Origin of the sequence: Kitasatospora sp. Root107 (genome assembly GCF_001424875.1) — a bacterium.
Classification (GTDB): domain Bacteria; phylum Actinomycetota; class Actinomycetes; order Streptomycetales; family Streptomycetaceae; genus Kitasatospora.
In genome coordinates, this window is the sequence record NZ_LMCT01000001.1 from 481,381 (window position 1) to 498,590 (window position 17,210).

General features: G+C 70.4%; 13 protein-coding genes and 1 tRNA gene. 7 read left to right on the forward strand and 7 right to left on the reverse strand.

What is annotated here, in order from left to right; all coding sequences use genetic code 11:
• On the forward strand, positions 1-891 hold the full coding sequence (locus tag ASC99_RS02105) for a hypothetical protein (RefSeq protein WP_063856953.1): 891 nt from the start codon (positions 1-3) through the stop codon (positions 889-891).
• 167 nt (positions 892-1,058) lie between these two features.
• Here the strand turns inward: ASC99_RS02105 and ASC99_RS02110 are convergent, their stop codons facing one another.
• On the reverse strand, positions 1,059-2,009 hold the full coding sequence (locus ASC99_RS02110) for a GNAT family N-acetyltransferase (RefSeq protein WP_057227461.1): 951 nt from the start codon (positions 2,007-2,009) through the stop codon (positions 1,059-1,061).
• A gap of 194 nt (positions 2,010-2,203) precedes the next feature.
• On the reverse strand, positions 2,204-3,745 hold the full coding sequence (locus ASC99_RS02115; RefSeq protein WP_057227463.1) for a M28 family metallopeptidase: 1,542 nt from the start codon (positions 3,743-3,745) through the stop codon (positions 2,204-2,206).
• 325 nt (positions 3,746-4,070) lie between these two features.
• On the opposite strand from ASC99_RS02115, the gene ASC99_RS02120 reads away from it, so the two are divergent.
• Entirely contained in the window at positions 4,071-5,099 is a 1,029-nt protein-coding gene (locus tag ASC99_RS02120) for an LpqB family beta-propeller domain-containing protein (RefSeq protein ID WP_057227465.1), read from the forward strand.
• Here ASC99_RS02120 and ASC99_RS02125 read toward each other — a convergent pair.
• On the reverse strand, positions 5,087-5,686 hold the full coding sequence (locus tag ASC99_RS02125) for a hypothetical protein (RefSeq protein ID WP_057227468.1): 600 nt from the start codon (positions 5,684-5,686) through the stop codon (positions 5,087-5,089). The two genes, ASC99_RS02120 and ASC99_RS02125, sit on opposite strands and share 13 nt — an antisense overlap.
• Before the next feature lie 65 nt (positions 5,687-5,751).
• Here ASC99_RS02125 and ASC99_RS02130 point away from each other — a divergent pair, with 65 nt between their 5' ends.
• The 5 genes from ASC99_RS02130 (at position 5,752) to ASC99_RS02150 (ending at position 10,209) form a co-directional block, all read left to right on the forward strand.
• Positions 5,752-6,645, forward strand: coding sequence for an RNA polymerase sigma-70 factor (locus ASC99_RS02130; RefSeq protein ID WP_057227470.1), 894 nt, complete (start codon positions 5,752-5,754; stop codon positions 6,643-6,645).
• Positions 6,646-6,693: 48 nt separating this feature from the next.
• Positions 6,694-7,497 carry an SDR family oxidoreductase gene (locus ASC99_RS02135; RefSeq protein ID WP_057227472.1) on the forward strand — a complete coding sequence of 268 codons (804 nt, stop codon included), beginning with the start codon at positions 6,694-6,696 and terminating at the stop codon, positions 7,495-7,497.
• Positions 7,498-7,594: 97 nt separating this feature from the next.
• Entirely contained in the window at positions 7,595-8,449 is an 855-nt protein-coding gene (locus tag ASC99_RS02140) for a hypothetical protein (protein ID WP_057227474.1), read from the forward strand.
• A 162-nt stretch (positions 8,450-8,611) separates the two neighbouring features.
• Complete coding sequence (locus ASC99_RS02145; RefSeq protein ID WP_057227476.1) at positions 8,612-9,142, forward strand: RICIN domain-containing protein; 531 nt, start codon at positions 8,612-8,614, stop codon at positions 9,140-9,142.
• A 224-nt stretch (positions 9,143-9,366) separates the two neighbouring features.
• Positions 9,367-10,209, forward strand: a complete 843-nt coding sequence (locus ASC99_RS02150; RefSeq protein ID WP_057227478.1) for an MBL fold metallo-hydrolase — start codon at positions 9,367-9,369, stop codon at positions 10,207-10,209.
• 288 nt (positions 10,210-10,497) lie between these two features.
• On the opposite strand, the gene ASC99_RS02155 is transcribed toward ASC99_RS02150, so the two are convergent.
• From ASC99_RS02155 to ASC99_RS02170, 4 genes are all read right to left on the reverse strand, one after another.
• The gene (locus ASC99_RS02155) at positions 10,498-11,490 is read right to left on the reverse strand and encodes a helix-turn-helix domain-containing protein (RefSeq protein ID WP_057227480.1); all 993 of its coding nucleotides are present in this window, start codon (positions 11,488-11,490) and stop codon (positions 10,498-10,500) included.
• 137 nt (positions 11,491-11,627) lie between these two features.
• Positions 11,628-15,362, reverse strand: coding sequence for a S8 family serine peptidase (locus ASC99_RS02160; protein WP_057227482.1), 3,735 nt, complete (start codon positions 15,360-15,362; stop codon positions 11,628-11,630).
• Between the two features lie 566 nt (positions 15,363-15,928).
• Positions 15,929-16,005: transfer RNA gene (locus ASC99_RS02165), tRNA-Ala, on the reverse strand.
• Positions 16,006-16,061: 56 nt separating this feature from the next.
• Positions 16,062-17,099, reverse strand: a complete 1,038-nt coding sequence (locus ASC99_RS02170) for a hypothetical protein (RefSeq protein WP_057227484.1) — start codon at positions 17,097-17,099, stop codon at positions 16,062-16,064.
• Between the last annotated feature and the right edge of the window lie 111 nt (positions 17,100-17,210).

Here is a 17,210-nt window from a genome sequence, read left to right on the forward strand (position 1 = left end):
ATGCGTACCACTGCACTGCGGGCCGCACTGCTCGCCGCCGGGCTGCCGCTGCTGATCGCGGCCTCCCCTTCCCCGTCCCCGTCCCCCAGCCCGTCCGTCTCGGGCACCGCCAAGCCGGTGACCGACGCGGGCACCAGCTTCCTCACCGCGATCGCGCTCGGCACCGGTCAGGGCGCCGACGTGGCCGCCTCCACCGGTGACTACCTGTACTGGGCGTTCGGCGCCGCCGAGGGCCAGACCACCACCGTCGACGTGACCGTCACGCTGCCGCCGAGCGCCGAGCGGCACGGCCCGCAGAGCTGGTCGGTCGAGCTCTTCGACGGCCTGCGGCGCCGTCAGTCCTGCACCTCAGGGCCGCAGGACGCCACCGCCGAGACCGCGGCCGGCACCCTGGCGCTGCGCTGCACCCTGCGGCAGATCCGCTCCTGGGCCGAGCCCTGGTCGGGCGACCCGCTGCCGGGCACCTACTACGTCCGGCTGACCGCGGGTCAGGTACCGCAGAACGACCTCGGCCTGGCGGCCCAGGTGAAGCTGCGGCTGACCAGCAAGGGCGGGGCGGGCAACGCCCAGCCCGAGGGCGGTGAGCTGCGGGCGCCGCTGGTCCCGCCGGTCAACGCCGGCTCCCCCGCCGCGGCGGCCGCCCCGACCGCCTCGGCGACCTCGACGGCTCCGGCCGACCGCGCGGTGGCCCCCGAGGAGGAGGAGACGCACTGGTACTCCGCCCCCTTCCAGGGCCGCAACACCCGCTGGTTCTGGACCGTCGGCGGCGGCATCCTGGCCGCCCTGGCCGGTGTGCTCGGCTACCGCCTGACCCGCCACCCCCGCGGCGGCGCCCCGCGCCGCGGCCCGGCCAACCCCGGGCCCGGGCCCGGGCCCAACGCTGCGCTGTAGGCAGGCGCTGAGGTTGCACTACCAAGGGGCTCGGGGAACTGCGAGGAGGCCTGGCGTGCGGGTCACTGCGAAAGTGCCTGACCATGTACGCACGGATCACCTGTTCCGAGGTCGGCGTCGCAGTTCCCCGAGCCCCTGATGGCTGATGCCCGGAGCGAAGCCTCCTGTTACTGCGTCAGCACCAGCCGCACCCCGAAGTTGCGGTACCCCGCCCGGTCGAAGCAGGCCGCCATCGGCCGGTTGTCCCGGTCGGTGTCGGCGCCGATCCGCTCCGCACCCCGGGCCGCGTGGAACCGGGTGATCTCACCGAGCAGCTCGTCCGCGTACCCCCGGCCGCGCATCTTCGGCACCACCCCGAGGTACCCGACCACCGGACCGCCCTGGTTGGCGGACGGCAGTGTGAAGCCGACCAACTCGCCCTCGGGTGTGTACGCCAGCAGCCACCAGGACCGCTCGCCCGGCATCTGCAGGCAGGAGTCCAGCGTCTCCCTGGCCTGCCCGTCCGCGCCGAGCCGTTCCAGGTTCCGCCGGGTGTCGTCGTCCAGGCTGCCCTCGGCGGTCTGCCGGAACAGCTCCACGAAGATCTCGTCGTCCGGTTCGGCCCGGAAGACCAGCCGGCCACTGGCCTCGGGCACCGGCAGCTCGGGGGTCCACTCGTACCGCAGCCGCTCCAACCGGCCGGTCAGACCGCTGCGTTCGGCGGCCGCGAGCCGCCACTCAAGAGCGGCGGCGACCGCCGGGTCGTCCCGCCAACCGGGGTCCAGGAAGAGGTGCCACTCGGGCAGTTCGGCCCAGCCGGCCGCCCGGAAGGCGTCGTGGGCCGCGCCGAGCAGCCGGGCCGCGAACCCGACCCGGTCGGGAACTTCGGGGGCCACCCAGACGCAGTCCAGCGCCAGCGGCCGGTCGCTCTCCGGGAAGGCCCACCAGACGGCGCGGGCGAGCAGCCGGCCGTCGTCGTCCTGGGCGATCCAGGTGTGGGCGGGACGGTAGCCGCCGTTGCCGAGCATGCGGCGGTAGCGGTCGGGGTCGGCCCAGCTGACGGGCTCGTCGGTGGTGCAGGAGAGCACCAGGTCCAGGTCGGCCTCGACGCTGGGACGGAAGGTGGGACGGAAGAACACGCTGCCTCCGAAGACAGTCGGCAGGCGCTTCCGTGCAGTCAGCTCTTGCGGGCCGTGCGGGAAGGAAGCGCCGAGAGGATGTGGGTGTACATCGCAGGGCCTCCTTCCTCCGCCCGAGGCGGACCTGGCGCCGGATGCGCCATCGACCGGGACGATACCCGGCACCAGGTCTGACGGTCCAGCAGTTTTTTCGGCTATTCGGCGACCACGTGGTCCTCGTGCAGACCACCGTCCGCCGAGCCGCCGGTGGTCTGTTCCGGCGCGACCGGGACGGCGAGCGAGGAGAGGTCCCAGGCGTAGGTGCCGACCGCGTTGGCGATCACGTCGATGTTCAGGTCGAAGGCCCGGTGGTCGAAGTTGGCCAGCGTGTCGCAGGCCTGGTGGTAGCACTTGTCGAAGGCCACGCCCGCCGTGCCGCCGTACTTCGCCGCCTGGGCCTCGGACTTGATGCCCTCGGCCCCGGTCGCGGTGCCGCCGGCCGGAATGCCCGCCGCGATGAACGGGCCGTAGTCCGAGCGTCCGGTGAAGTCGGCGCCCTCGTGCGGCTTCCGGTTGCCGTCCAGGTAGCCGTTGAGCAGCCGCTCGATCTGCGCCGAACCCTCCGGCCCCGGGCCGGATCCGACCTGGTCGGAGTTGTCGCCGTCGTAGACGAACTGGACCGAGTTGGGCGAGGCGATCATGTCGAAGTTCAGGTACAGCTTGATCTTCTGCTGCTCGGCCGCCGGCAACGCGGCGACGTACGCCTTCGAGCCGACCAGGCCGAACTCCTCGGCCGACCACCAGGCGAACCTGACCTTGTTCTTCACCTGACGGTCCGCCAGGCTGCGGGCCACCTCCAGGATGCCCGCCGAACCCGAGCCGTTGTCGTTGATGCCGGGGCCGGCCAGTACCGAGTCCAGGTGGGCGCCGACCATCACGGTGTTGTTCTCGTCCCCGCCCTGGGTCTCGGCCAGCACGTTCCAGGTCTTCCGGGTCTCCACAAAGGTCCTGATGTCCAGGTTCAGCGTGACCGGACCGGCCGCCGCCTTGGCCGCCAGCGCCTCACCGTCCGCCCGGCTCAGGCCGCCGGTCGGCACCTTGGCCACCGCCGGGTCGCCGAGCGTCCCGGCCAGTGGCCCGTCCACGTTGTTGTAGATCAGCACGCCGGCCGCCCCGGCCGCCGCCGCGACGGTCTGCTTGACCCCGAACGAGCAGCCGCCGCGCTGGATCAGCGCGATCCTCCCGGTCACCGCTCCGGCCTGGTAATCCGTCGGCTCGCAGCCGGAGGTGGCATCCACCGGCACCACCGCGAGCGGGGCCACCAGCCCGCCGTCGGGGCCGCTCGCCGAGTAGGTCATCGCGAGCACCGCGAGCTGCTCGGCCTGCGGCGACACCACCGCGAGCCGTTCGGCCAGGGTCTCGTTGAAGACGTAGTCGAACTCCTGCCGGGAGACCTTCAACCCGGCCTCCCTGGCCTTGGCCGCCACGTAGTCGGCCGACTCGGCGTGCCCGGCGGAACCCGCCACCCGGGTACCGCCGTTGCGGTCGGCGATGCTCTGCAGCCGCTCAAGCGTGGTCCAGGCGTCCTTGCCGCTGCTCTGCTCGACCAGCTTGGCCGCCAGCTGGGCGGCCTTCCTGGCCGGCTCGGGTCCGTGGCCGTTCGCAGCCGCACCGGCGGCACCGGCGAACAGCACCGGCGTGGTCAGCGCGGCCACCGCGAGCGCGGAACCGAGGGAACGACGGGTACGAGAGTTCAAGGCGATTCCTCCGACAATCCGTCAATAACCAATGAGGAGCGTGGAGAGACCGTAGCCGGACTTCGCCCCATGCACATCGAAAACCCGGAACCGGTGGCCCTCCGTCCGGCAGCTGGCTCCAGCGGGACGGCCGGCCGGTTCGACCGACTCGGCGGCTGTTGCCCTGCGGTGACACTCGCTCAACAGTTCGCGGACGTGTGGCTGACACAGTTCCCTCATCGCACGGAGCAGCAGCCGGTCGCCTGGTGACAACGGGCCGAACGACCGATGAGCGTCTCACGGCAGGAACTCACATCCACGCTTGTCGTTCCCGGGGGAAGTCACCATGTCCGTTCGCACCCGCCGCCACGCCGCCATCTCGCTGGTCTGCGCGCTCACCGCCGGCAGCGCCCTGCTGCTCACCGCCTGCGACACGGCCGGCACCACCGCCGCGCCCGCCCCGTCCTCGCCCGCCCCGTCCTCGGCCGCTCCGAGCACGGCGGCCACCACGCCTTCGGCCGCGCCGAGCGCCCCGGCCGTCTCCGCGTCGGTCTCGCCGGTGAACAAGACCGCGAACACCGGACTGACCATCAGCAACGGCACCAACCTGGTGGTGGTGAACGGCGACACCGTCGACTTCCACACCGTCGTGCGCGACCTCGCCTGGTCCCCTGACGGTTCCCGCGCCGCGTTCGTGGACGGCAGCGGCAACCTGGTCGTCAGCCGTCCCGACGGCAGCGCGAGCTCCGTGGTCGCGAAGAACCCCGGTGGCCAGACCTGGTCCCACCCCACCTGGCAGGTCGTCGGCCCGCACGACGGGCTCCCGGCGAACAACAACATCTTCTTCACCATCGCCGCGAGCGGCACCACCCACCTGGCGACCGTGCCCGCCGACACCGCCGGCAGCGTCCCCACCGACCTGCGCCTGGGCTCCTACTCCGACAATGACGCCCCCGTGCTGCCCACCGCCGGCAACACCTGGATCAACGGTTCGGACCGGCAGGGCACCACCGTCTACGCCAACACCGCCGAGGGCGACGTCTACATCCGCGACGACTACCTGCGCCAGCAGGGCAAGGTCCTGACCAAGGGCTCCCAGCCGGCCCTCTCCACCGACGGCGAGTCCGTGGTCTTCGTCCGCTCGGTCGACGGCCACGACCACATCTTCACCCAGGGCACCCAAGCTCGGCAGGGCCAGGCGCCCAAGGACCTCACCCCCAACGCCACCACCGACTACACCGAGCCCGCCTGGTCCCGCGACGGCAAGACCATCGCGGTGCGCACCCCCAACGGCGTCGCCACCCTGCCCGCCGACGGATCCGCCGCACCCGAGCTGGTCTCCTCGGTGGCCGGCCTGCCCGCCTACCGCGGCTGAACCGGCCCCGCCGCCCGGTCGAGTTCGGCCCGCAGCAGCCCCAGGTGCTCCTCCGACTGCGTGTGCGGCAGGAACTCGACCGGCGCGAGGAAACGGAACAGCACCTGGCTCGGGGTGATCGCGTACTCGTAGTCGGCGAAACCCACGACCGCACCCGTACCGCCCCGGACCGTCCCGCGGACCAGATGCCCCGTCAGTTCGTCGGGCTGCTGGGCCGACAGCCCGCGCCGGGCGTTCGGCCGGGCCAGGTACGGGCAGACCATCGAGGCGTACAACATGCACGCACGGTGCCCCGGCCCTTCCAGGGTCGGGGCCAGGTTGCGATAGGGGCGGCCGGCCGCCAGCGCCTCGCCGATCGCCGCACTCTCGGTCGCCCCGACCACCCGCCAGACCGTGCCGGCCGGCATCACCCGGCCACACACCGAGCAGAGCCGCTCCCGCGCGCACGCCGCACTGAACCCGTGGTCGGTCAGCGCGAACTGCGGTTCCTCCCCCTCCCACGGCGTGATGGCGGGCACCGGGTACCCGCGACTGTCCTGGGGCCTGGCCGCGACGGAGGACGGCATCGGGACGGCATCGAAGCGCATCCCCCATCCATACCATCCCACCGGCCGGGTTCGAGATCGTCACGACTCGTCTAGCGTGTGGCCCCATGGACAAGGCACGGGAGTTCGAGGCACACCGGCCTCGGCTGTTCTCGCTGGCGTACCGGATGCTCGGGTCGGCGACCGAGGCGGAGGACGCCGTCCAGGACGCCTACCTGCGGTGGCACGGGACCGAGCCGGGCCAGGTCGTGGCGCCTGCGCCGTGGTTGGCCAAGGTGCTCACCAATCTGTGTCTGAACCGGCTGACCTCGGCGCGGGCCCAGCGCGAGGAGTACGTCGGGCCGTGGCTGCCGGAGCCGGTGCGGACCGACGGCGGGGCGCTCGGGCCGATGGAGACGGCGGAGCAGCGGGACGCGGTGTCGCTGGCGGTGCTGGTGATGATGGAGCGGTTGACGCCGCCCGAGCGGGCGACCGTGGTGCTTCGCGACGCCTTCGACTACAGCCATCGGGACATCGCGGGTGTGCTCGACTGCTCGGAGGCGAACGCCCGTCAGCTGTACCGCAGGGCCAAGCAGCATCTGGCCGACGACCGGCCGAGGTTCGTCTCCTCGCAGGGGTTGAGCAGCGAACTGCTGGCCCGGTTCCTGGAGGCGGCGGCGCAGGGGGCGATGCAGCAGTTGGAAGCACTGCTCGCCGACCATGTGGTGGCGTGGTCGGACGGCGGCGGCAAGGTGGGTGCGGCCCTGCGGCCGGTGGTCGGCCGGGAGATGGTGGCCCGCTTCCTGGCGGGCCTGTTCGCCCGGTGGGTGAACGGGGTGCGGATCGAGATCGTCGAGGCGAACGGCGGTCCGGTGGTGCTCGGTTGGGAGGACGGCGAGCTGACCTCGTTCGGTGCGCTGGAGATCGGCGAGGCCGGGGTCACCGGCATCCGGCTGGTCCGGAACCCGGACAAACTGGCCTTTCTGGCGAATCAGCTGCCTGGGTTGTCACATAACTCGTGAGTCGTCGGTTCTTCCTCGGTGACGGCAACACGAGAAGGGCTGTGGCTGATGAAGAACGACGCGATCATGGTGACCGGTGCGACGGGTGTGCTCGGCCGCGAGGTGCTGGACCGGGCGCGCCGCACCGGGTTGCCCGTACGGGCCCTCACCCGCAGGACCGCGCTGCCGGACGACCCCGGGGTGACCTGGTTCACCGGTGACCTGGTCACCGGTGCCGGGTTGGACGAGGCGTTCGCCGGGGTCGGCACGATCATCCACTGCGCGACCGACATCCGGCACTTCAAGAACGACATCCCGGCCTTCGAGCACCTGCTGGAGGCGGCCAGGCGCTCCGGGGTCGAACACATCGTCAACATCTCGATCGTCGGCATCGACCGGATCCCGTACCCCTACTACCGGATCAAGCTGGAGGGCGAGCGGCTGCTGGCGGCCTCGGGGATCGGGTGGACCAATCTGCGCGCCACCCAGTTCCCCGAGCTGCTGAACATGGCCTTCGGGGTCCTGTCGAAGCTGCCGGTGGTCATCGTGCCGGCCGGCACCGACTGCCAGCCGGTGAGCCAGGGCGATGTGGCCGACCGGCTGGTCGAGTTGGCCGTGGGCGAACCGGGCCAGGGGGCACCCCCGGCCGGCGGCTGGGGGCGGGTGCCGGACCTGGCCGGGCCCACCGTGTACCCCGCCGAACGGCTGGCCGAGGACTGGCTGCGAGCGGCCGGGAAGCGCCGTCGGGTCCTGCCGGTCTTCATCCCGGGGAAGATCGGGGCCGGCTTCCGTTCCGGCGCCCTGACCGCACCCGACCGGGCGGTGGGCAAGCGGACCTGGGAGGAGTACCTGGCCGAGAACGTCGCCCGCTGACGGACGGTCAGTGCTCAGAGCACCAGGCCCGCACCGGCACGGCGAACAGTGATCAGGACGTGACCTGCCGGGCAGCGGTGATCACTAGGGTTGGCGGGTGCCGAACAGTGACAAGACCCCGCCCGGCTCCGACCGGCCGGGCGATGAGGCGTGGAACGTGCCGCTCGACGAGGACTTCATCCGAGCGGCGACCTTCAAGGAGGGCCACAGCCTCACGCCGCCCGCCCCGAAGCGACCCAGGCCGGTGTGGCCCCGCAACGCCGCTGCCGCTCTGGCCGCCGCCGCCCTGGCCTTCCTCGCGCTCAAGGCCCTCGGGCCGTCGGACCGTCAGGAGGACAGGGCCGCTGCTCCGGCATCCTCGTCACCGGCCGCCCTGACGAGCACTCCGGCCGCGAGCAGGACGACCAGCGTGCCCTCCGGCTCCGCCGTACCGCTGTCCGCCCGCCCGATGATCGCGCTCACCGAGGCATTCCCCGCCGAGGTCAAGGACGCCTCCGGCGCGGTGTACACCAAGGTCGGGGCCGCCACACTGACGAACTGCACGGAGCCCGACTCGGTCGGCCCCCGGCTGATATCCATGATCAACGAAAGCAAGGGCTGCGTCGGCGAGCTGGTGGCGCTCTACAAGGACGCTCAGAACAACCAGTTCAACCTGGCGGTCTTCACCATGAAGGACCCGCTCGACACAGTCCACCTGGTCACCGAACTGACCATCGCCTTCGACTCCTACGAAGTCGGCGCCCAGGCCCCGCCGCCCGGCTCAGGGCTGGCCACCCTCCCGCCGGACAGCGGCATGGTCCAGGCCTTCACCGGCCAGGGCCGAGCGATGGTGGTCGGCCTCGGCCAGTGGTCCGACGGACGGACAGCCGACTTCCAGAAGCTGGTCGACCGCCTCGAACCACTCCTCAAGAGCGTCTCCGGCAAGGTCGCGGACTACGAAAACCAGCGCTGACCAGGGCCTGGTGAAGCTCGTCGGCCTTGTCCCTGCTGTGGCCATTAAACGTCGTCGTCCGCCCGCGTGACGACCACTAGGGTGTGGCCTCGGACTGCCCGGTGATCATGCCGCGGGCATCCGCCCAGTCCATTCGCACTTCTTCCTGACGGGGTATCAATCATGGCCCTCAAGAACCGGATAGCCGCCGCCCTGCTGGGCGTCGGCCTCACCATCGGCGTTGGCGTACCTACCGCCGGCGCCGCTACCCAGTCCGTACCGGCCGGTGTGCCGAAGGTCGTCGTTCTGGGGAACGCCGGCAGCCCACACTGCCTGGAGATCGCAGACTGGCGTACCGACAACGGCGCCCCGGCGCGCCAGTGGGACTGTTTCTACGGGGCCAGCCAGCAGTGGAGCCTGACGGCTGGCCCTGCCGGGTCGCTGGTAAACGTCCACAGCGGCAAGTGCCTGGAGATCGCAGACTGGCGCACCGACAACGGCGCTCCCGCCCGTCAGTGGGGCTGCACCGGTGGCGCCAGCCAGCAGTGGTCCTGGACGCATGTCCCCGGCACCGGATACGTCCTGCGCAACACTCACAGTGGCAAGTGTCTGGAGATCGACGGGCGGGTTTACGGCAACGGCGCTCTCGGTCAGCAGTGGGACTGCTGGAACGGGATCAACCAAATCTGGTACCCCCTCTCACCGAACCACTGACCCCGGAAGCCGGCGGCCCCACGTGCCGTCGGCTTCCCACCGCCGCGTACGTCGCGAGTCGCGCCCGCGAACGCGTTGGGTGACGCCTCCCGAACAGATGATTACGGCCGTCAGACGGTAGTCAGCGCCTGTGGGGCGTGCCCACGATGGAGAGGGAGCATCGTCACCGCCGAGCGAGCTCGGACGGTACTGATCCGCCGCATCCATCCTCGAGGAGGCGCCCCATGACCACCGCTGAAGGGATCTTCGAGCCGAAGGTCGAGCCGTACAAGGTCGCGCCCGAGACGTACGTCATCCCGCAACTGCTGGAGGCACCGCCGGTCGGCATGTTCTACGTCAACTCCATGGTCATCACCGGCAGCGAGCCCGTGCTCGTGGACACCGGTGCACCGTCCAACCGCCAGCAGTGGCTGAACCACGCGTGGAGCCTCGTCGACCCGGCCGACGTGCGCTGGGTCTTCCTGAGCCACGACGACCACGACCACGCGGGCAACGTCCGGGAGGTGATGGCTGCCTGTCCCAATGCCACGCTGGTCACGACCTGGTTCTCGATGGCGCGCTATGCCATCGACACCGAGGAGTTCTGGATGCCGTTCAACCGCTCCCGCTGGGTGCGGGACGGCGAGAGCTTCACGGCCGGGGACCGGACGCTCCTCGCGGTCAGGCCGCCGTTCTTCGACAACCCGGTGACGCGTGGACTGCTCGACACCACGACGGGGGTCTACTGGGCCGCCGACACCTTCGCCACGGCTCTTCCTCATCCGGCGGAGGATGCCGCCGACGTGGACCGCGACACCTGGCGCGAGGGCATGCTGCTGGGCAACCGGCTGATCAGCCCCTGGCACGTGTGGCTGGACCAGGACAAGTTCAACAGCCACGTGGACCGTGTCCAGCAGCTCGACATCGACACCGCCGCGTCCTGCCACGGCCCGGCGATCCACCGCGCGATGATGGACGAGGCGTTCGACATCCTTCGCAAGATCCCGGAGATGCCCTACTGGGAGGAGCCGGGACAGGACTTCCTGGAGGGAGTCATCGCGGCGACGGCGAGGCCGGTGGCGTCCTGACACCGGCTGACGGGCACTCACCAGCCCACGACCCCCGTTGGTCCCCACTCCAGCGGTGATCCCTGCATGCCCACCGCACCTCGAACTGGCCTGCACAACGCAGAAATCCCGCCCGATCACATGGATCGGACGGGATTTCGTGACCATTCACGAGTCGGACTCGTGAACAGTCGGGTTGGTGGGCTGTTCACGAGTGGGTCTGACCAGAAGCGGCGAAGGTCACTGAAGATCTCTTCCCGGGAGGATCAAGATCGTTTCCCACGCGAGGCTTCCTGCCGGAGCCTGTGCTCAGTCTGGCTTCACCCAGCCGTGTCGGATGGCGTATCCGCCAAGCTGCATCCGGGTCCGAACTCCGGCTATGTCCATGAGGTAGCGCAGGCGTCGGTGCAGCGTGCGCGGTGAAAGACCGAGCTGTGTCGCGGCCGTCGGGTCGGTCAGGCCGGCCAGCAGGAGCGCGAGGATCTTTCGGTCGAGGTCGGTCGGGCCTTCCGCACCGAGCTCGACGGTGGTTTCGGCTTCTGCGCCGGTGCCCGACAGCTCCAGCGGGTGGGCGGTGTGCCATACCGTCTCGAACAGCGCGTCCAACGCGTCCAACAGGCCGCTGCGGTGCAGCAGCACGGCGCCGGGCTCTCCGTCTGGTGTGACCGCGAGCGGGACCAGGCCGAGGTCGGCGTCGGCCAGTACGAGCTTCATCGGCAGCTGGTCGGCGACACGCAACTGCACGCCGTTGCGCAGTGAATCGATCGCATCGTCGATGATGCCCGGCTCCGCCAGCACGGCCCGGTCCAGTACCGCCCGGAAGTGCACGCCGCGGCCGATGGCCATGGGCTCGGCCGTGTTCTCGTCAGGCGGCAGGGCGACGAACGGTGCGGTGATGAAGCTGCGGACCTGCGTGCGGGCTGCCTGCTGGACCTGGAGGAAGCGATGGCGGATGGCGTCGACGCCCGTGACCACCTCGATCAGATCGCTGATGCTGCTCCCGGTCATCGCCGCCCGGTGTTCCTCGGCGAAGGTCACCAGTGCATGCTCGGCCATGCGCAGTCCGTCTCGGCGCTGGCCGATGAGAGCGCCGAGCGCCATCGCCGGCGGCGCGGCGGTGAACCGCTCTTCCGCCGACCTGGTCACCAGTCCCCATCCGACCAGTCGGGTCAGTGCCTTGTCGACGTGGGCTTGTGAGAGAACGAGCAGATCCGACAGCGGCATCGCGGTGGAGTTCGGCCGTCCGAGCAGCGCCCGGTAGACGCGCTCGTCATCGGGTTCGAGGCCCAGAACATCCAGCATCGGCGACCGACTCTCTTCCGCTTGCCGCAGCGGGGAGAGTATGCGCCATGGCGGCAGACCCTGAATAGTCCCTGCTGGGAGCAGGCGTGACGGGAAGGGCCCCGGGGAGTCGCCTCCCCGGAGCCCGACAGTGTGGTTCATCGCAGGCCGTACGCCCGGATGATCTGGTTCTTGACGCTGAAGCCGCTGTCCGTCCCGGCGCTCGCGCGGAGCGAGATGAATCCGCCGGGCTTCTTCGCCGTCCTGAACGAACCCGTCCAGTAGCCGTCGGCACCCTTGGCCAGGGTGACCTCCTGCCAGGTGGCGCCGTCGTCGTAGGAGACGTCCAGCTTCACCGTGGTGACGTTGCCCGGCACGGTGCCGGAGTCCATCGACACCGGCTTGAGCGCGATCTCCTGGGTCGTGTTGGCCTTGACGTCGCCGTGCAGGTCCGACTCCAGCTTGTAGTCCAGGTTCAGCACCGAGAACCGCTCGAAGAAGTCCGAGTCGACGGTGTCGGACATGAACGTCCATTCGGTGTGCGTGCGCGTCGACAACCGGAAGACTTCACCGGGCCGTTCCGCGTCGAGGACGGCTCGGTAGGGCAGGTTGCCCGCCGGCACCTCGATCCACTGCATGTCCGTGCTGTTCGGGTTGTCGTGGATCAGCGTGTCGCCCTGGAAGACCTGCAGGTGGGTCGGCGTCTCACCCCATTGCAGGAAGCCGCCCAGCCGCATGTTGTCGCTGGCGGAGGCCCATGCCTGCACGTTCCAGGTCATGTAGTTCTGCCAGCGGGAGTTGTACACGCCGAAGGACTCGCCCTGGCCGGGCCGGATCGCCGGAGCGAACCAGTCCAGACGGGTGGCGCTGCCCTTGGCATACGTGTTGTCGCCCGACACCATCACCCACGGCGAGTTCCCATCGACGCCCTGCGCGTGGAACTCCCGCCAGACCTGGCCCGGGGTCACCCATTCGGTACGGGTGCCCGGGTGCCACTCGAGCTCGGGGAAGTTGAACGACGGGCTGAGGGTGAAGTCGGACCGGTAACCTTCCGCCAACCCGCCGTGGGTGGCCGAGTAGTAGCGGGCATCGATCCGGGCGAGGTCACCCTCGGTCGGCTTGTAGACCAGGGCCCGGTCCGGCACCCGGCCGGGGTAGTCCCGGGTCAGGTCGTAGACGAAGGGCGTGTACTCGGTCTGCTTCGCGTTCAGCATGAGGTTGCCGGCCTTGGCCATCGCGATGAGGCTCTTGCCCGCGTCGCGGTGCACGGTGGCGACCGGGATGGTCGACTCGCCGACGTACTCCATCAGGGCACCGACAGCGTCGTTGACCACGATCAGCGCTTTCGCACCGGCCGCGACCGCGGCCTCGGTGCGCTCCTGCGGCGAGACCTCGTCGCTGCGCTCGATGACGACGACCTTGCCCTTGGCCTTGGCCTTCTCGTACTCGGCCGCCGCGCCGTTGCCCGCGTAGACGGCGTTCAGCGTGTCCGTGGCGGTGCCCAGGGCGCTGCCCGCCTGCACCAGCGTCTCGAAGCGGCGCCGGTCGCCCGGCGTGCTCAGACTGAGCGGCGGCTCGCCCTTGCGCCAGCGGGTGATCAGCATGAACTCGCCCTGCGTCATCGGCTCCGTCGGCGCGACGTAGATGTCGTCGTACGACGGCGGCAGCACGTACGCGCTGCGGTAGTCCATGAACGGGTCGAGGCCCTTGTAGTGGACGTTGAAGTCGACCTTGCGCTGGCGGTCCTCGGTGCGCTGCGGCGCCTCGGTCTGCAGCAGGCGTGCCTTGCTCGCGTCGAGCACCACGTCCGCGGTGCCGTCCTTGATCACGGTCTCCGGGTCGACCAGCACGGCCAGACCCGAGTGGTCCGCCTGCTCGCCTGCCACGTCGAGGTACGCCGCGACGGTGTACAGGCCGGGTGCCATCCGCATGGTGGTCGAGCCGTCGACGTAGACCGACCACGGCCAGAAGTCGCCGGCCAGGTTGATCGTGACCTGCCCGGCTGCGGGCTTGCCGTCCCGGCCGACCAGCTTGATGTTCAGGTCGTAGCGCTCCTCCTCCTTGAGCAGCGCCACGGAGGTGCGGGTCACCGGCTTCCCCGTGGCTGCGTCGGCGGCTATGACGTAGCCGACGTGCCGGCCTGCCGAGGCGTTTCGCGGGTCACCGGTCACCGGGACGGCGGCGGCGGTGCCCGCCGGGACGGTCACGGTGGTGGCTCCCAGCGTGAACGAGCCGTCGTCGTTGGTCAGGGTCAGGTTCAGCGTGATGTCGCTGGAACCGGAGTTGGTGAAGGTCAGGTCCTTGGTGACGGCGACGTCGCCCGGCTCGTGCGGCCATGTGTAGTCGCCGAAGAAGAGCGATCCGGTGCCGCGGACCGTGGTGCGCACGGCGGCGGCCACGTCGAGACGGCCGGTGCCGACCTCGTACGGCGAGTACCCGCCGTCCAGGCCCTTCGCGGTGCTCATCAGGTGTTCCTTGAGCAGCGCGCCGGTCCAGTCCGGGTGCTGCTGGGCCAGGATCGCCGCCGCGCCGACCACGTGCGGGGTGGCCATCGAGGTGCCGCTGATGGTGCGGTAGAGGCCCTGGCCGCCGTCGGTCATCTCCTGCGAGCGGGCCGCGGTGATGTCCACGCCGGGGGCCGCGATGTCCGGCTTCATGCCGCCGGAGTAGGCCAGCGGGCCGGTGCTGGAGAAGGACGCGAGCTGGTCCTGCTTGTCCGTGGCGGCCACGGTCAGCGCCGAGGCGGCCGCGCCCGGGGCGGAGATGCTCTCCGGGCCGGCGTTGCCGGCGGCGATGACGAACAGCGTGCCGTACTGCGCGGACAGCGCGTCGACCGTCTGCGACATCGGGTCGCTGCCGTCCGTCGGGTAGGAGTCGCCGAGGCTCATGTTGACGACGTCCGCACCGGACTCGGCGGCCCACTGCATGCCGGCCATGACCCAGGAGTCCTGGCCGTAGCCCTCCGCGCCGCCGAGCACCTTGCCGACGAACAGGTCGGCGCCGGGGGCGACGCCCTTGTTGTCGCCTCCGGATGCGGCGCCCGAGCCGACGATCGTGCTGGCCACATGTGTGCCGTGCCCGTTGACGTCGGTGACGGCCTCACCCGGCACGAAGCTGACCGTGCCGTCTATCAGCCCGGCGAAATCCGGGTGATTGACGTCGATGCCGGTGTCGAGCAGCGCGACCTTGACGCCCTTGCCGGTGTACCCGGCCGCCCAGGCCTCGGGCGCGCCGATCAGCGGCACACTCTCCTTCAGGTCGGCCTTCACCCGACCGTCGAGCCACAGCTTCGCGACCCCCGCGCCCAACGTCGCGCTGCCCTGCGGCGCGACGTTGGTCCAGAAGGTGCGGGCCTGCCGCTTCTCGGTGCTGAGCGCGGCACCGCGGATGCTCTTGAGGTCGCGGGTCAGTTTGCTGCCAGGGAGGGCCGTCGGCGGGGCAGCCGAGCGGGACTGCGGCTGGGCGTACGTCGCGATCAGCGGCACCTCGGCCGACTTCGCGTCGTCGTAGCCCATCTCGATCAGGTCGGTGACGTTGAACAGCCGCCGGTCCAGCTTGTCCGTGCCCAGCAGCGGCACCACCTCGTCCGGGATGACGAACAGGTCACCCTTGACCTCCTGGATCTTTACGCCGCCGACGGCGCTGTCCGGCCGGTCGACGTCGGCGCTCTGCTTGCCGTCGGCCATCGTGGTGACCGTGACGACGTCGCCGGTGACCAGGGTGACCTTGTGGGTCGCCGAGGGCTTGGCGGGAGCGGTGGGCTTGCTCGGAGCGGCTTGTGCGGGCGTTTGCGGAACTGCGAGTCCCGACGCCAGCAGCGGCACCACGGTGGCGGCCGAGATCAGCTGCCAGCGCCTGCGGCGGAAGGCGGAAGATAGTGAAGGGGAGAACATGCGATGGGTCTATCGGCCAGTAACGCCGACGTGAATGCCTGATGAAGGCAAGTCCTTGCCATGGCACGGACTTGTCAGCCTTGAACCTCGCAAATCCGGGCAAGTCACGCTTTCGTACGTGGGTATATGAGTCAGCGGTTGCAGCGAGAAGCCCTTGGCAACCGCTCGCCGCCCAGTGACGGACTTGACTCCACCAGGCCCCGTCTGGAGCGTGATCAATGCTGTCGGTTCGGGGCAGGTGTGGCCTCCGGGCTGATCGAACGCCGGAGTGGCGCGACGTCCACAGACCGATTCGGGCGCACAACGAGGGCCTCACCGCGATGTCGCTCACTGCCAACGGGCTTCCCCCGCCCGTCGACTGACGAACGGTTCGCTCGCACCCCGAAGAGCCCAACCCCGGACCACCCCCGAACCACCGCCGCAGAACCCTGGAGCACACTCGCGAAGGCCCGCCGAGATCGCACAGCACCTCGCACAAGCCCTTGGAAAGCAGAAATCCCGCCCGATCACAAGGATCGGACGGGATTTCGTGACCACTCACGAGTCAGACTCGTGAGTGGTCGGGTTGGTGGAGCTGAGGGGATTCGAACCCCTGACCCCCTCGATGCGAACGAGGTGCGCTACCGGACTGCGCCACAGCCCCAACGAGAAGAAACTCTAGCACCTCTTCGCGGGAGCTCGTGACCAGCCCTCACCTGGCTACTCGTTGGCGGCGCGGGGTCGGGAGGGGCAGTCCGCGTCGGTGCCGGGGGTGGGTTCGGCGTACTGGTCGAAGAGCGGGGTGTTGCGTGCCTCGGTGGTGCGGCCGGCGTCCCAGGTGGACCGGGGGTCGAGGCCGCGGGTGGAGCGGGGGGCCACCGGGGCGGTGACGTAGGTGGGGAGGGGAACCGGGACGGGCTCCCAGGAGTCGGGGCCGGCGGCGGCGCGTTCGCGCATGCCGTCGACCCACTCCTCGTGGTCGGTCGCCTCGACCAGGGCGGAGTCGGTGGTGGCCAGCCGCAGATGCGGCCGCCCGTCGGCGGGGGCGGGTGCCGGGGCCGAGGCCGGGGCCGGGGCGGCGGCAGGCGTCCGGGCGGGCTGCTGACGCTCCGTCGGACGGGACCGCTCGGCCTGCCGGGGTCGGTCGGCCGGGCGGGCTGCGGCGGCCCGGGTGCGTTCGCGGTCGCGCAGCCTCTCGGCGTCCCGGGCGGCCCGGGTGCGGTCGATCTTGACCTCGTACCGCTGCCGCTCCAGTCGGCGCAGGTGGCCGATGTAGAGGGTGAGCAGCAGGCCGGGCACGGCGGGTACCCAGAGGAAGGCGACGCCGAACACGGCCGCGACCACCGCACCGGCGGCGAAGGCCAGGAAGAGCGTGGTGACCATCCGGCGCCGCCGGGCCAGCAGCCGGGCCCGGCGCTCGACCGAGCCACGCGAAGCCGCGGCCAAAGCCGAAGCAGCCGCCTCGGAAGCCGCAGCCGGAGCAGCCGGCTCGGAGGGCGAGGTGGCCGGAGCCACGGCTCGGGGATCGGCGTCCGCCACCGGGGCGGGGTCCGATTCAGGACTGGTCTCGTCGTCGCCAAGTACCCGGGTCGCCCGCCGCTCCATGGCCGACCGTCCGGCCAGCAGGCGGATCGCGGTACTGAAGCGTTCCGTCGGACGCGCCTCGTTGAGCTCGTCCTGCCTGCGGAGCCACATCGGCACCAGATAGGCAGCCCAGGCCCCTACGATGACCGCGTAGATAAGGCCGCTACTGCGCATGTTTCACACGGTACGGGCGCGGGGGAAGGCCCGGCAGCAATTTGGCGCGGCGTGTCGTGTGATCAAGCTGATTCTCCGACTATTTTGCCGGTATTTGTGACCACTCGGCCG

Excerpts from the sequence above, each read along its gene's own strand:
- ASC99_RS02105 (WP_063856953.1), top strand. The coding sequence starts at position 1 with ATGCGTACCACTGCACTGCGGGCCGCACTGCTCGCCGCCGGGCTGCCG.
- ASC99_RS02120 (WP_057227465.1), top strand. The coding sequence starts at position 4,071 with ATGTCCGTTCGCACCCGCCGCCACGCCGCCATCTCGCTGGTCTGCGCG.
- ASC99_RS02125 (WP_057227468.1), bottom strand. The coding sequence starts at position 5,686 with ATGCGCTTCGATGCCGTCCCGATGCCGTCCTCCGTCGCGGCCAGGCCC.
- ASC99_RS02130 (WP_057227470.1), top strand. The coding sequence starts at position 5,752 with ATGGACAAGGCACGGGAGTTCGAGGCACACCGGCCTCGGCTGTTCTCG.
- ASC99_RS02135 (WP_057227472.1), top strand. The coding sequence starts at position 6,694 with ATGAAGAACGACGCGATCATGGTGACCGGTGCGACGGGTGTGCTCGGC.
- ASC99_RS02145 (WP_057227476.1), top strand. The coding sequence starts at position 8,612 with ATGGCCCTCAAGAACCGGATAGCCGCCGCCCTGCTGGGCGTCGGCCTC.
- ASC99_RS02150 (WP_057227478.1), top strand. The coding sequence starts at position 9,367 with ATGACCACCGCTGAAGGGATCTTCGAGCCGAAGGTCGAGCCGTACAAG.
- ASC99_RS02155 (WP_057227480.1), bottom strand. The coding sequence starts at position 11,490 with ATGCTGGATGTTCTGGGCCTCGAACCCGATGACGAGCGCGTCTACCGG.
- ASC99_RS02160 (WP_057227482.1), bottom strand. The coding sequence starts at position 15,362 with ATGTTCTCCCCTTCACTATCTTCCGCCTTCCGCCGCAGGCGCTGGCAG.
- ASC99_RS02170 (WP_057227484.1), bottom strand. The coding sequence starts at position 17,099 with ATGCGCAGTAGCGGCCTTATCTACGCGGTCATCGTAGGGGCCTGGGCT.